The 13,843-nt window shown below is 73.1% G+C and carries 12 protein-coding genes; 6 read left to right on the top strand and 6 right to left on the bottom strand.

The genetic code is table 11. The features are described 5' to 3' along the window. The first annotated feature begins 83 nt into the window (after positions 1-83). The 4 genes from ACX27O_RS02570 to ACX27O_RS02555 all read left to right on the top strand — a co-directional run bounded on the left by ACX27O_RS02570 (position 84) and on the right by ACX27O_RS02555 (position 6,430). Complete coding sequence (locus ACX27O_RS02570) at positions 84-1,652, top strand: C40 family peptidase (RefSeq protein WP_387220668.1); 1,569 nt, start codon at positions 84-86, stop codon at positions 1,650-1,652. Positions 1,653-1,766: 114 nt separating this feature from the next. Beyond that, complete coding sequence (locus ACX27O_RS02565; protein ID WP_458938895.1) at positions 1,767-3,455, top strand: hypothetical protein; 1,689 nt, start codon at positions 1,767-1,769, stop codon at positions 3,453-3,455. 197 nt (positions 3,456-3,652) lie between these two features. Next, entirely contained in the window at positions 3,653-5,707 is a 2,055-nt protein-coding gene (locus ACX27O_RS02560) for a DEAD/DEAH box helicase (RefSeq protein WP_374224229.1), read from the top strand. Between the two features lie 102 nt (positions 5,708-5,809). Continuing rightward, positions 5,810-6,430 (top strand): putative glycolipid-binding domain-containing protein, encoded by a 621-nt coding sequence (locus ACX27O_RS02555; protein WP_036411914.1) that lies wholly within the window; start codon positions 5,810-5,812, stop codon positions 6,428-6,430. Positions 6,431-6,465: 35 nt separating this feature from the next. On the opposite strand, the gene cds1 is transcribed toward ACX27O_RS02555, so the two are convergent. The 3 genes from cds1 to ACX27O_RS02540 are packed head-to-tail and all read right to left on the bottom strand — an operon-like array spanning position 6,466 to position 8,929. Further along, on the bottom strand, positions 6,466-7,557 hold the full coding sequence (gene cds1, locus ACX27O_RS02550; protein WP_030334047.1) for an L-cysteine desulfhydrase Cds1: 1,092 nt from the start codon (positions 7,555-7,557) through the stop codon (positions 6,466-6,468). Between the two features lie 32 nt (positions 7,558-7,589). Continuing rightward, positions 7,590-8,420 carry an SDR family NAD(P)-dependent oxidoreductase gene (locus ACX27O_RS02545; protein WP_030334046.1) on the bottom strand — a complete coding sequence of 277 codons (831 nt, stop codon included), beginning with the start codon at positions 8,418-8,420 and terminating at the stop codon, positions 7,590-7,592. Positions 8,421-8,470: 50 nt separating this feature from the next. Then, positions 8,471-8,929, bottom strand: coding sequence for an Lrp/AsnC family transcriptional regulator (locus ACX27O_RS02540; RefSeq protein ID WP_030334044.1), 459 nt, complete (start codon positions 8,927-8,929; stop codon positions 8,471-8,473). Between the two features lie 270 nt (positions 8,930-9,199). Here ACX27O_RS02540 and ACX27O_RS02535 point away from each other — a divergent pair, with 270 nt between their 5' ends. Beyond that, a complete protein-coding gene (locus ACX27O_RS02535) occupies positions 9,200-9,466 on the top strand; it encodes a BldC family transcriptional regulator (protein WP_007454516.1) in 267 nt (88 codons plus the stop codon). Between the two features lie 118 nt (positions 9,467-9,584). Here the strand turns inward: ACX27O_RS02535 and ACX27O_RS02530 are convergent, their stop codons facing one another. Next, positions 9,585-10,214, bottom strand: coding sequence for a UbiX family flavin prenyltransferase (locus tag ACX27O_RS02530; RefSeq protein ID WP_358135470.1), 630 nt, complete (start codon positions 10,212-10,214; stop codon positions 9,585-9,587). 152 nt (positions 10,215-10,366) lie between these two features. Between ACX27O_RS02530 and ACX27O_RS02525 the strand changes: the two genes are divergently transcribed. Then, positions 10,367-11,350: a terpene synthase family protein gene (locus tag ACX27O_RS02525; RefSeq protein WP_030334039.1), complete on the top strand. Its 984-nt coding sequence runs from the start codon at positions 10,367-10,369 to the stop codon at positions 11,348-11,350. A gap of 54 nt (positions 11,351-11,404) precedes the next feature. Here ACX27O_RS02525 and mqnP read toward each other — a convergent pair whose 3' ends face one another. Together mqnP and ACX27O_RS02515 are read right to left on the bottom strand one after the other, a co-directional pair. After that, positions 11,405-12,316, bottom strand: coding sequence for a menaquinone biosynthesis prenyltransferase MqnP (mqnP, locus tag ACX27O_RS02520; RefSeq protein ID WP_030334038.1), 912 nt, complete (start codon positions 12,314-12,316; stop codon positions 11,405-11,407). Next, a complete protein-coding gene (locus tag ACX27O_RS02515; RefSeq protein WP_030334033.1) occupies positions 12,316-13,776 on the bottom strand; it encodes a menaquinone biosynthesis decarboxylase in 1,461 nt (486 codons plus the stop codon). The genes mqnP and ACX27O_RS02515 overlap by 1 nt, the downstream gene beginning before the upstream one ends. Positions 13,777-13,843: the final 67 nt, after the last annotated feature.

The raw sequence follows: 13,843 nt of genomic DNA, 5'->3' as shown, positions 1-13,843 counted from the left end.
GGTGGGGCGGAACACACACACTGGTACCGTCCCGGCGGTCGCGCCCACCGAGCGCGACGACGAGCGGTTGGACGGGGAGCGGCATGGTCTACAGCGGGCGCGGGCGACGGCAGCGACGACGGAGCCCGGTGATCTCGCCGGTCCTGCGTCCGAAGCTCTGGGCCGCCCTGCTCGGTGCCATCGCCGCAGCGGTGCTGGCCACCCCCGCGTACGCGGAGCCCGGCGTGCCGACCACCGTGCCGGACACCGGCTCCCGCCCGGCGGTCACCGGCTCGCTCCAGTTGCCCGGCGGCGCACCGGTCGCCGGCGTGCCCGTCCCGCCGGTGGTCAACATCGGCAGCGGCCCGCTGGCCACCGCGATCGCCGCCGGCGAGGTTCAGGTCGGCACGCTCGGCGAGGCGTTGCTGGTCAGCCGACAGAAACGCGTCGACGCGCAGGCCCAGCTCGACGCGGCCGGCAAGGCGCTGGCGACCGCACAGGACGCCCTGCTGCGGGCCCAGCAGACCGCCGACACCGCCGCCGCCGAGGCCATCAAGCAGGCCGCCGCGCTCCCGCCGGGCGACCTCGCCCAGGACATCCGTGGGCTGAGCCGCCTGCAGGCGATCACCCGTGGCGAGAAGGTCGACGGCGGCACCACCGGGGTGGCCGGGGAGCTGTCCCGGGCCCGCGCCGGTGAGCAGGCCGCGTACCAGAAGCACAGCGAGGCCAAGGACCTGCTCGCCGCCGCCGAGCTGGAGTTCACCACTGGCGAGACGGCGCTGCGCGCCGCCGAGGCGAGCCTGCTCAAGCTGCGCAAGGACAACGCCGCCGCGCTGATCGAGATCGAACGCCAGCAGGAAGCCACCGAGCAGCAGATCGGCGCCGGCTACGTCTCCAACCAGAGCATCAGTGGCATGGCCGCGCACCCCCGGGCACTGGCCGCGGTCCGGTACGCGCTCGCCCAGCTCGGCGACCCGTACAAGTGGTCCGAGGAGGGGCCGAACCAGTTCGACTGCTCCGGCCTGATGTGGGCGGCGTACCGCTCCCCCGGTGCCGACTACTTCGACCTGCCCCGGGTCTCCCGCGACCAGTACGCGGCCACCCGGGGACGCACGGTTCCGCAGAGCGCGCTGCTCCCCGGCGACCTGCTCTTCTTCGCCTCGGGCAGCAGCTGGACGACGATCCACCACGTCGGCATGTACATCGGCAACGGCAAGATGGTGCAGGCACCCACCACCGGCGACGTCGTCAAGATCTCGGTCGTCCGTTGGTCCCGGCTGTACGCCGCCACCCGGGTGATCGGCGCGGTGCCGGCACCGGTAGTGACCAATCCGACCCCGCCCGTCTCGCCCCCGAAGCCGACGCCGCCGAAGCCCACGCCCACGCCGACGAAGACCACCAAGCCGACGCCCACGCCGACGCCGACGAAGACCACCAAGCCGACGCCGACCCCGACGCCGACCTTGACGACCACCCCGACGCCCACGCCGACCGGCAGCACCACGCCGAAGCCGTCGAACACCCCGAGCAACACTCCGACGACCCTGCCGCCGGCACCGCCCAGCGCACCGAACAGTGCGTCTCCGACGACCACGCCGACGACCACGCCGAAGGCCAGCACGAGCGCGACCGGCACCCGCAGCGCGACGGCCACCCCCAGCGACGCGGGCTGATCCGCCACGACCCGCTCCGGCTGTCCGCTCGGGGAGATCTGTGGCACCGTGACAACCAGGCACATCCGACCCGACGTCACGGGTCCGGGTGCGAGCATGGCGCGGAGGGCGGAAATGGCCGAGCAGAAAGATCCGGCGGAGACTGTCGACCCCGTGGTCGACCAGGCCGACCCACCAGGGCCGGACACCGCCGACCCGGTGACCGCCGCCAGCCCGGCAGGCACCAGCCCGGCAGACAGCGACGCCAGCCCGGCCGACACCGTCGACCCGGTGACCGCCGCCAGCCCGGCCGACCGCTCCGCTGACAGTGATGCCGAGGCGGCCGACAGCGACATCAGCTCAATCGCCAGTGGCGCCGAGTCTGCCGACAGCAGCACGGCACCGGTCGTCGCGGACGCCTCGACCGACGCCGATGACGATGCGCCCGCCGCCGAGGTACCCGCCGGTGCCGCCCCCGGCGGAACGGACGCCGCCGCGGACAGCGGCGGGACCGACGCCGCCGCGGACAGCGGCGGGACCGACGCCGGGGAGCCGGCAGTGGTCGACGCGCCCCCTGCTCAGGCCACCGCACCGGTACGCGCCCGCGCCAGCGTCGTGACCGCCACGGCGCGCCGGGCCGACCTGCCGGCCAGTGCTCCGAGCACGGCGACCACCTACCGGGCGACCGGCTCGGCCAGCCCGGCCGGCTCGGCCGACGTGTCATTGCCGGGTCAGCGGCACGGCTCCCCCGCGCCCGCCCGGGCCAGCGCCACGGTTCCGAGCGGCAGCCGGGGCACGGCCGGCACCCTGGGCAGCCCGGATCCTCGGGAGAGCACGCCCGGCGTTTACCGGTCCGCGCCGGTGGGCACCGAGCCGGAGCCGGCCCCGACGCCCTCGACTCCGGAGCCGGAGCCCGCCCCACCCGGCCCCGGGCCGACGCAGCCGCCGCCACCCGAGCCGGAGCCCGCACCGGCCCCGGGTCCGTACCCGCCCGGGCCGACGCCGACGCCGAACCCCCGCCCAACGCCGCCGCCCGGTCCGGTTCCGCCCGTTCCGGGCCCGCCCATCCCGCCGCCCTCGCCGGTGCCGCCCATTCCCGGCCCGCCGTCGCCGCCCGTCCCGAGCCCGCCGCTGCCGCCACCCGGTCCGCCGGTACCGGCACCGCCAGCCCCGCCCGGCCCGATGCCGGCACCGCCGTTTCCGCCGCCACCGGCGATGACCGACACGCCCGGCGTACGGGCCACCGCGTCGGTCTCCGCACCGCCATCCGGGTGGTCACCCACTGGTGGGGCGACCCGCCCGATGTCCGCCGGCGGATGGGCCCCGCCGGCCGCCTCCGCACCGCCGGTCGTGCACACGCCAGCCGCCTCCGCACCGCCGGTGGTTCCCGCGCCAGCGCTGCCGAGCTGGCCGCCGTCGACCGCCGGGGCTCCGTCGTCGACCCGGAACAGCACCGTGAACTCCCGGACGACCGCGCCGCCGAGCGGCCCTCCGGCCGGTTCCGCCGGACGGGTTACGGCCGGCACCCGTGGTGTGCGGCACGACGGCGGCTCCGACCTGGCCGGCACCGTCTACGGCAACGGCGAGGGGGCCGGATTCACCACTGTCGCGATACCCGCCAACGCGGTGGAGACCTCCGGCTCGTTGACCGGGCACATCCTGGCCCAGGGCTGGTCCGACACGCCGACCGAACGGTCCAGCAACGCCCGGGTGATGATCGTCCTGGCCGCCGCTCTGGGGCTGCTGGTGGCGATCAGCGTCGCGGTCGTCCTGCTCGCCGGCGACGCCCTGGACGGTCTGGTGGGCAGCGTGCTCAACGGGTGAGCCAGCGAGCGCCAGCGATGGTGAGTCCGCCCACTACGGTCGGACAACCGGCTGGCGGCTTCGCCGGACCGCCGTACACTGGGTGAGATCACTGACCCGGCGCGCGTGGTGTGCGCCCCTGGGCGATCTTGCGGGCGATCCGGCGGCACAGCCGCGGCAGGCCATCGCGAAGATGCGCCCCGCTCGAAAGGTTTTTGTTGACCACCTCTGCTGACCCCAGCACCGTTACGTCCGTTTTCAACTCAGTCCCGGCGGCCGACACCGCACGGGAGCAGCTCGACGTCGCTCCGGGCGAGGCCGCCACCCCGCAGGCCGAGCCCGTGCCGACGGAGACCGCCGACCCGATCAGTTTCACTACCCTCGGCCTGCCCGACCCGCTGGTCCGCGCACTGGCGCAGCAGGGCATCACCAGCCCGTTCGAGATCCAGCGGGCCACCCTTCCGGACGCGCTCGCCGGCCGCGACGTGCTGGGTCGGGGGCAGACCGGTTCCGGCAAGACGCTCGCCTTCGGCCTGCCGATGATCGCTCGGCTGGCCGACCGCAACCGGGCCCGGCCGATGCGCCCGCGCGCCCTGGTGCTGGTGCCCACCCGAGAGCTGGCCATGCAGGTCAACGACGCTCTGGTGCCGCTGGGCAAGGCCGTCGGCATCTTCCTCAAGACCGCCGTCGGCGGCGTTCCGTACGACCGTCAGATCGACGCGCTGCGTCGCGGTGTGGAGATCATCGTGGCCACCCCGGGGCGGCTCGGCGACCTCATCGAGCGGGGCATCTGCCAGCTCGACGACGTCGAGGTCACGGTGCTCGACGAGGCCGACCAGATGGCCGACATGGGCTTCCTGCCCGAGGTGACCGAGCTGCTGGCGAAGACGCCGGCGAACGGTCAGCGGCTGCTCTTCTCGGCCACCCTGGACGGTGACGTCGACGCGTTGGTCAAGCGGTTCATGACCGACCCGGTCACCCACTCCACCGCGCCGTCCACCGCCTCGGTGTCCACCATGGACCACCACATGCTGTTGATCCCGCCGCACGAGAAGTTCCCGGTGGCGGCCTCGATCGCCGCCCGGGACGGCCGGACGATGGTCTTCGCCCGTACCCAGCTCGGGGTGGACCGGCTGGTCGAGCAGCTCGCGGCCGTCGGCGTACGCGCCGGTGGGCTGCACGGCGGCAAGACCCAGCGGATGCGCACCAAGACGCTTGCCGAGTTCCGCGAGGGCCGGATGAACGTGCTGGTCGCCACGGACGTGGCGGCGCGGGGCATCCACGTCGACGGAGTCACCCTGGTGCTGCACGTCGACCCGCCGAAGGACCCGAAGGACTACCTGCACCGTGCGGGTCGTACCGCCCGGGCCGGCGAGTCTGGTGCGGTCGCCACGTTGGTGCTGCCGAAGCAGCGCCGTACCACCCTGGCGATGATGGAGAAGGCCGGCGTCGCGCCGGCCGAGACCCGGGTCCGGGTCGGTGACGCGGCGTTGGCCGAGCTGGTCGGCGCCCGCGAGCCCAGTGGCGTCCCGGTCCGCGTCGAGGCGGAGCCCCGGGGCTACGGCGACCGCTCCGGCGGCTCGCGCCGGTTCGACGACCGGGCCGGCGGCCCGCGTCGGTTCGGTGACCGCTCAGGCGGCGAGCGTCGCTACGGCGACCGCCCGCAGGGCGACCGGCGCTTCGGCGACCGGCCCACCGGCGAGCGCCGCTTCGGCGACCGGGCCCAGGGCGACCGCCCGCAGGGCGACCGGGGCTACGGCGACCGGCCGCAGGGCGACCGCCGCTACGGCGACCGGCCCACCAGCGAGCGCCGCTTCGGCGACCGCCCGCAGGGTGACCGTGGCTACGGCGACCGCCCGCAGGGTGACCGACGCTTCGGCGACCGGCCCACCGGCGAGCGTCGCTTCGGCGACCGGGCCCAGGGCGACCGCCCGCAGGGCGACCGTGGCTACGGCGACCGCCCGCAGGGCGAGCGGCGTTACGCCGATCGGGACACCCGGGGGTACGGCGACCGGCCGCAGGGCGAGCGTCGGTTCGGGGACCGGCCGCAGTTCGGTGACCGGGACGGTCGGGGCGATCGGCCGACCGGCGAGCGGCGCTTCGGCGACCGGCCGCAGGGTGAGCGGCGCTTCGGCGACCGGGACGCTCGCGGTGGTTTCCGCCCGGAGAGCCGGGTCCGCGACGACCGGCCCCGTGACGACCGGCAGCGCGATGACCGGCCGCGCGACGACCGGCGCGGTTTCGGCGGGCGACCGCCAGCGCGTACCCACTGATTGATCCACCGAACGCCGTCGCGAAGCCCAGGCTTCGCGGCGGCGTTCGCGCATGCCCTGCCGATGCCGACCGGGTCGCGTAACGTCCGGCTCATGCCGACCATGCCGAAGTCAATCTTCTGGTCCCGGACGGACACCGCCGGCAGCGAGCAGGTCCTGCTCGACGACGGCCACGGGTTGGCGGCCAGGGGCACGCTGCTCGCCGTGGACCCGGTCCCGTGGACCGCCCGCTACCAGCTGACCACCACGCCGGACTGGGCCACCGCGCGGGTCGAGGTCGAGGCCGAGGGTCCCGGCTGGCTGCGCCGGGTGACGCTGGAGCGGGCCGTGGGCCGGTGGCGGGTCACCACCGCCGAGCAGGGCGACCTGGACGCGGCCCTCGTCGTGGCCGGTCATCCCCGGGCCGGGCTGCCCGGCACCGACGACCCGGACCGACTGGCCGACGCGCTCGACGTCGACCTGAGCGGCTCGCCGCTGTTCAACGCCCTGCCGTATCACCGGCTCAGGATGGCGGCCGAGCCCGCCGACGTGGCCCACCGGATCACCGTCGCCTGGGTGCTGCTGCCCGGCCTGGAGGTGGTGCCGGCCGAGCAGATCTACACCGGGCTCGGGCCGGGGCGGATGCGCTTCGCCAGCGGCACCTTCACCGCCGACATCGATCTGGACGACAGCGGCTATGTGGTGCGCTACCCCGGGCTGGCCGAACGGATCGACCCCCGCTGACCGACACCGAGCCCGGCCACGGCCCGCTTGGCGGTTCAGCCGGGCCAGACTCCGGTGGCCAGGAAGCGGTCGATCGTGGCCAGGTGCGGGGTCAGGTCGAGGCCCTGGGCGCTCACCCAGTCGTCGGCGTAGTACGTGTCGGCGTACCGGTCGCCGGGGTCGCAGATCAGGGTGACCACCGAACCGGTCCGACCCTCGGCGAGCATCGCGGCGATCAGGCCGAACGCGCCCCACAGGTTGGTGCCGGTGGAGCCGCCCACCCGACGGCCCAGCAGCGCCGATCCGGCGCGCATCGCGGCCAGCGACGCCGCGTCCGGCACCTGGACCATCCGGTCCACCACCGAGGGCAGGAACGACGCCTCCACGGTGGGCCGGCCGATCCCCTCGATGCGGGAGCCCTTCCCGGTCCGTACCGACCAGTCGGCGGCCAGCCAGGCCGGGTAGAACGCCGAGTTCTCCGGGTCGACCACGCAGAGCTTGGTGGCGAGCCGGCGGTACCGGGCGTACCGGCCGATTGTCGCGCTGGTGCCCCCGGTGCCGGCACCCACCACCACCCAGGCGGGGATCGGGTGCCGCTCCAGCTCCAGCTGCGCGTAGATCGACTCGGCGATGTTGTTGTTGCCCCGCCAGTCGGTCGCCCGCTCGGCGTAGGTGAACTGGTCCATGAAGTGCCCGCCGGAGTCCTCGGCGAGCCACCGGGCCTCGACCACCACACTCGCCGGGTCGTCCACCAGGTGGCACCGGCCGCCCTGGAACTCGATCTGCGCGATCTTCTCCGGTGAGGTGGAGGCGGGCATCACCGCGATGAACGGCAGGCCCAGCATCCGGGCGAAGTACGCCTCGGAGACCGCAGTGGAACCCGACGACGCTTCGACGATCGTGGTGCGCGGCCCGATCCAGCCGTTGCAGAGCCCGTACAGGAACAACGAGCGGGCCAGCCGGTGCTTCAGGGAGCCGGTGGGGTGTGACGACTCGTCCTTCAGATAGAGGTCGATCCCCCATTCGCGGGGCAGCGGGAACGGCAGCAGGTGGGTGTCGGCCGAGCGGTTCGCGTCCGCCTCGACGGTGGCGATCGCCTCGGTCACCCAGGTCCGGCTGGATTCGTCGCACCTGTCGAGATGAGTCACGCTCGGAAACGTAGCAAGCTGACCAGGGGTGGTCAGCGCCGGTCCGGCGATGCCGACCGGCGGCGTTGGCGGCGCTGACCTGCGCGGCCCGCGGCGCGGACCAGTGGGGTCAGTGTGACGGCCAACCTGGGCAGCGCGTCCAACAGACGCACCTGCGCACCCCGCCAGCGGGGCAGGCTGACCACCGGGCGTGGTCGGCGGGCCAGCCGGACCACCCGGGCCGCCACCCGCTGCGCGGTCAGCATCGACCCGGTGAACGAGGCCACCGCCCCCGGGTCGTCCAGCCGGTCGTGCAGCATCGGGGTCCAGATGCCGTCCGGGCAGAGGCAGGAGACGTGCACCCGCCGGTAGCCGGCCATCCGCAGGTCGGACAGGGTGCCGAGGCTGAACGCCAGCAGTGCGTGCTTGCTGGCCGCGTACACCGTCTCGCCGGGCGCGGCGATCAGCCCGGCCAGCGAGACGACGTTGAGCACGTGCCCGTGGCCCTGCGCGCGCATCACGGTCAGCGCGGCGAGGGTGCCGTTCATGGCGCCGTGGGCGTTCACGTCGAGCACTCGGCGGCGAGTCGGGGCGTCGTGCTCCCACGACGCCCCGGTGACCAGGATTCCGGCGTTGTTCACCCAGAGTGCGAGGTCACCCCGGCTCGCCGCGTTCGCGGCGATGGCGCGGCAGGCGTCCTCGTCCCGGACGTCCAGGGCTGCCGACCAGCCGCCGAGCGGTGCCGCGGCGGCCCGCACCGCCGCCGGGTCGAGGTCGGTGAGCAGCACCGACCAGCCGTCGGCGTGCAGCGCGGTGGCGATGGCGCGGCCCAGGCCCCCGGCGGCGCCGGTCACCACGGCCACGGGACGCGCCGGAGGGGTCATCGGCGCACGCTACCGCCGGCCGACCGGGCGACACCAGGGGTACGGGATGGTCAGGTCGCGGTCGGGCCGACCGGCTGCGGGCGGTTCTCCCACTTGGTGGAGAGCGCGATGGCGGTACGGGTGGAGGCGACCCCCGGTGTCCGGTTCAACCGCACGATCAACTGCTCCAGTTCGGCGATCGTGCCGACCCGCGCCTTGAGCAGGAACGACTCCACGCCGGCCATGAAGTAGCAGGACTCGATCTCGGGCAGCACCCGCAGCGACTCGAGCATGTCGTCGGTGTCGGCACCGGAGTCCTCGACGATGCCGATCAGCGCGGTGACACCCAGCCCGATCGACTCCGGGGCCACGTCCGCGCGGTAGCCCCGAACCACACCGCTGCTCTCCAGCTTGCCGACCCGTTCGTGCACGGCCGGGGCGGAGAGGCCCACCTGCCGGGCCAGCTCGGCGTACGAGAGGCGCGCGTTGCCGCGCAGCAGGTCGACGAGGCTCAGGTCGATGGCATCCACAGAGAGTGACCCTAACCGTTGCCACGTAACGTGCGGCCTTCGGCACCCGTTGGACTGAGCGGTGAGTCACTGTTCAAAAACCGGCGGTCAGGGCAGAGGTAGCACCAGTAACATTACTAACTCCCCACTCAGTGCATTTTTCGCGTTTGGGCGGACAGGCCATGTCCCTGGTGCTGTAATTGCCATACGTCCCTCATGACGGCTCTGGGCTACGCACCAGCCGGGGGCAGTGTGTTCAGCCGGGGGCTTCGTCGACGCGAGGAGGGGGCTGTGGACACTGGAGATCGCCTGCTGACACCGGGTGAGGTCGCCGCGCTGTTTCGGGTAGACCCGAAAACTGTGACGAGATGGGCGGCGGCCGGCCGGATAGGAAGCATCCGGACTCCAGGCGGGCATCGCCGGTTTCGGGAATCCGAGGTGCGGGCCCTGCTTGAGGGGGAGGGCATGCTGGACGAGGTGGATGAGGTCGGAAAGCCACGCAATGTGGGGCCGGCCGCTTCCACGGGGCCGGGTCCGGCAAACGCCGGCATGTACTGAACTGGTGCGGACAACGCCACGCGGACCGGACACCAGTCCGGTCCGCGTCCCACTTCGGCCGACCGTCGTGCGGCAACGCTGCTCGTCCTGAGCAGCACTGTTCGGCACGAGCGGCGGCTCAGCTTCGCGCTGCGCCGAGCTGGCCGGACCACCGCCGGAACAGGGTGTGTGGGACGCCGAGGGCGTCCAGCACCTTGCCGGCCACGAAGTCGACCAGTTGCTGCGCGCTGGCCGCCGCGCCGGCACCGTAGAAGCCGGGGCTGGCCGGCAGCACCACAGCGCCCGCGTCGTGCAGCGCGATGAGGTGTTCCAGGTGACTGCGGGTCACTGGTGTCTCCCGGGGCACCAGCACCACGGGTCGGCGTTCCTTGAGGTTGACCTCGGCGGCGCGCTGCAACAGGTCCTTGGAGAGCCCGATCGCGACGCCCGCGCAGGCCGCCGTGCTGGCCGGGACGACGGCCATCCCGCGTACCCGGTAGGAGCCGCTGCTCGGCCCGGCGGCCAGGTCACCGGCCGGCCAGTACCGGACATCCGCAGAGGTCAGGTCCCGGCCGAGCCAGGCGGCGAGGTCCTCGGCCCAGTGCCCGTCACGGAAGGGCCGGCCGGTCTCGTCGAGCACTGTGAGTCGTGCCGCCCGGGACACGATCAGGTCCACCGGCTCGCCCGCGTCGAGCAGCCCGCCGATGACGGCCGCCGCGTACGGCGTACCGGAGGCACCGGAGACCCCGACAACCCATGGTTCCCGCATACCCCCAGCCTGCCTGGTCCGGCTGGTCCGCCGGTGGGCACCCCCGGGGTCGGTACGGTCCGACATGTCGGGCGGGGCACCTCTGCCTCCCGCCGACCTGACATGCTGCGGCTGGCGATTCGCACCGGAACCATCTCGCAGAGGAGGCATCGGTGACGACCGGCGAGATCCTCCGGGCGCTGCGTGCCGAATGTCCGATCCCGTCCCAGCTGCCCGCACACGCCGACCGGGTGCAGGGCTGGCTGCTCGATCTGCTGCCCGAGCTTGGCCTGCCACTGGACGACGCCGCGCTGCGACGGCTGTCCCGGGGGGCCTTCGCCCGGTACGCCGGGCGGCTCTACCCCGGGGCGACCGAAGCCGACCTGCGGGTGCTGACCGCGCTGTTCACCTGGTTCTTCCTGGTCGACGACGCCTGCGACGGGCCGAACCGGTTGACTCCGGAGCAGATCCGGGCGTTGCGCAACGGCACCCTGGCACTGCTGCACGACGGCGCCCGGCTGCGGCAGACCGGGCTGAGCGGGCCGCTGCGGCGACTGCTGGTGCTGGCGTGGCGGGAGCCGCGCCGCCGGATGCCGGCCCGGTGGCGGCTGCGCTTCGCCGACGCGGTGGCCCGACACCTCGACGGCACCTGGCAGGAGGCGGTCAACAAGGAGACCGGCCGCCGCCCGAGCGTCGACGAGTACGTCGAGCTGCGTCGGGCGACGTCGGCGGCGGAGGTGTCGTACCCGCTCGTGGAGTTCGTCAGCGGCCGACCGTTGCCCGACCCGGTTTACCACCACCCGCTGCTGCGTCAGATCGCCCGCACCGGCAACGACCTGCTCTCCTGGTACAACGACCTGGCCTCGCTGGACCGGGACCGGACGACCGCCGGCGGGCACAATCTGGTCCTCGCCCTGCAGGCCGAGCTCGACCTGCCGGAGGCGGAGGCGGTCGAACGCGCGGCCGAGCACTGGCGGGAGGCGATGCGGCGTTTCGTCGCGCTGCGCGCCGCGGTGCCGTCGTTCGGTCCGGCGTTGGACAGGGCGGTCGCCGACCATCTCGACGGGGTCGCGTACGCCGTGCGCGGGACCATCGACTGGACCTTCGAGAGCGCCCGCTACCCCGTCAGCGCCGCACCACCAGCCCCGGAGCCGTAGGCCGGGCTGGATCACCCAGCCCCAGGGCCGTCGGCCGGGCCGGATCACCCGACCTCAGGGCCGCAGGCCGAGCCGGATCACCAGGTCGAGCAGGGCGAAGAGGAACAGCGCGATGCCGACGAACCCGTTGGCGGTGAAGAACGCCCGGTTGACCTTGCTGAGGTCGGTCGGGGTGACCACCAGGTGCTGGTAACCGAACGCCACAGCTGTCAACGCCAGCCCGATCCACCAGAGCCAGCCGAGGCCGATCAACGCGCCGAACCAGATGAACAGCGCGAACGTCACCACGTGCGCGACCGTGGAGGCGTGCAGCGCGAAACGCCGACCGTAGCGGGCGGGCACGCTGTGCACGCCGATCTCCCGGTCGATCTCCGAGTCCTGGCAGGCGTAGATCAGGTCGAAGCCGCCGATCCACAGGCCCACGGCCGCGCCGAGCAGCCAGGCCGGCCCGGAGCCGTCCAGGGTGCCGGTGACCGCCAGCCAGGCGCCGACCGGGCCGACCGCCTGGGCGATCCCGAGGATGGCGTGCGGCCAGTTGGTGAACCGCTTGGCGTACGGGTAGACGACCAGCGGCACCACGGCGAGCGGCGCGAGCACCAGGCAGAGCGGGTTGAGCAGGGCGGCAGCGACGAGGAAGACCACCAGTGCGACGGCCGCGCCGGTCCAGGCCGTCCGCACGCTCACCGCTCCGGTGACCAGTTCCCGTCCGGCGGTACGCGGGTTCCGCGCGTCGATCTTGCGGTCGAGGATCCGGTTGGCGGCCATCGCGAACGTCCGCGCCCCGACCATCGCCACGGTGATCAGCAGCAGGTCGAGCCACCGTACCCGCCCGCCGTTGATCTGCATGGCGGTCAGCGCGGAGAGGAACGCGAACGGCAGCGCGAACACGGAGTGCTCGACGGCGACGAGCTTCAGGAAGGACTTGGTCCGGCCCGGCTTCGCCGCCGGTGCGTCGAGGACGGCCATCAGATCCCGTACTCCTTCCAGCGCTTGTCGACCAGGGCCGTGACCTCGGGCGCCATGCTCATCTCCTCGGGCCAACCACGGGTGTAGCCCTCGGTGGGCAGCTTGCGGGTCGCGTCGACGCCAGCCTTGCCGCCCCAGAACTGCTGGTACGACGAGTGGTCGAGGTGGTCCACCGGACCCTCGGTGAGCAACAGGTCGCGGGCGTAGTCGACGTTGCCGAAGGCCCGGAAGGCGACCTCGTTGTAGTCGTGCACGTCGCAGTCCTCGTCGACGATCACGATCAGCTTGGTCAACGACATCAGGTGCGCGCCCCAGATCGCGTTCATCACCTTCTGCGCGTGCTTCGGGTAGCGCTTGCGGATGGAGACGATCGCGCAGTTGTGGAAGACGCCGGCGGCCGGCAGGTCGTAGTCGACGATGTCCGGGATCATCAGCTTGAGCAGCGGCTGGAAGATCCGCTCGGTGGCCTTGCCGAGGCCGTGGTCCTCCTGCGGCGGCTTCGAGGTGACGATCGAGTGGTAGACCGGCTTCCGCTGCATGGTCATCGCCTCGATGTGCAGCACGGGGAACGGCTCGACCGGCGTGTAGAAGCCGGTGTGGTCGCCGAACGGCCCCTCGGGCAGCCGCTCACCGGGCTCCAGGTAGCCCTCCAGCACGATCTGCGCGTGCGCCGGCACCTGCAACGGCACGGTGAGGCAGTCGACCATCTCCACCCGCTCGCCGCGCAGGAACCCAGCGAACAGGTACTCGTCGATGTCACTGGGCAGAGGCGCGCTGGCCGCGTACGAGACGACCGGGTCGCAGCCGATCGCGACCGCGACCGGCAGGCGCTGCCCGAGCCGCTCGGCGACCGCGTGGTGTGCCGTCGAGTCCTTGTGGATCTGCCAGTGCATGCCCAGGGTGTTGCGGCCGTGCTGCTGGAGCCGGTAGAGGCCCAGGTTGCGCTTGCCGGTCTCCGGGTGCTTGGTGTGGGTCAGCCCGTAGTTGTGGAAGATCCCGCCGTCGTCCGGCCAGACCTGCAACCCCGGCAGTCGGTTGAGGTCGACATCGTCGCCCCGGTAGACGACCTCCTGGCAGGGCGCGGTCTTCACCTTGCGCGGCGGCAACGACTTGAGCTGCATGACCTTGCCGAGGCCCTCGCGGATGCCGGACCAGCCAACCGGCAACTCCGGCTTGATCATCGCGCCGATCCGGGCACCGATCTCGTCCAGCGTGTCGACGCCGAGCGCCATCGCCATCCGCTTCTCGGTGCCGAAGAGGTTGATCGCCACCGGCATCTCGCCCCGGGTCGGACGCTCGAAGAGCAGCGCCGGGCCGCCGGCCCGCACCGTGCGGGTGACCACCTCGCTGATCTCCAGGGTCGGATCAACCGGGACGTCGATCCGGCGCAACTCCCCCGCGCGCTCCAGCGCCGCGATGAAGTCCTTGAGATCGGTGTACGGGAAGCCACGAGCCGCCATGTCGCCCAGTCTCCCGCACCGGCTCCCGCCCGGCCCAAGCCGGGTGCTGTGACGCGCGCGATGGCCG

The sequence above is a fragment of the Micromonospora sp. SD19 genome (assembly GCF_054462275.1).
The sequence above is the reverse complement of the archived record's forward strand: the minus strand, read 5'-3'. Positions and strand labels throughout refer to the sequence as shown.

Excerpts from the sequence above, each read along its gene's own strand:
- ACX27O_RS02570 (WP_387220668.1), top strand. The coding sequence starts at position 84 with ATGGTCTACAGCGGGCGCGGGCGACGGCAGCGACGACGGAGCCCGGTG.
- mqnP (WP_030334038.1), bottom strand. The coding sequence starts at position 12,316 with ATGGCCGTCCTCGACGCACCGGCGGCGAAGCCGGGCCGGACCAAGTCC.
- ACX27O_RS02515 (WP_030334033.1), bottom strand. The coding sequence starts at position 13,776 with ATGGCGGCTCGTGGCTTCCCGTACACCGATCTCAAGGACTTCATCGCG.
- ACX27O_RS02555 (WP_036411914.1), top strand. The coding sequence starts at position 5,810 with ATGCCGAAGTCAATCTTCTGGTCCCGGACGGACACCGCCGGCAGCGAG.
- ACX27O_RS02545 (WP_030334046.1), bottom strand. The coding sequence starts at position 8,420 with ATGACCCCTCCGGCGCGTCCCGTGGCCGTGGTGACCGGCGCCGCCGGG.
- ACX27O_RS02565 (WP_458938895.1), top strand. The coding sequence starts at position 1,767 with ATGGCCGAGCAGAAAGATCCGGCGGAGACTGTCGACCCCGTGGTCGAC.
- ACX27O_RS02530 (WP_358135470.1), bottom strand. The coding sequence starts at position 10,214 with ATGCGGGAACCATGGGTTGTCGGGGTCTCCGGTGCCTCCGGTACGCCG.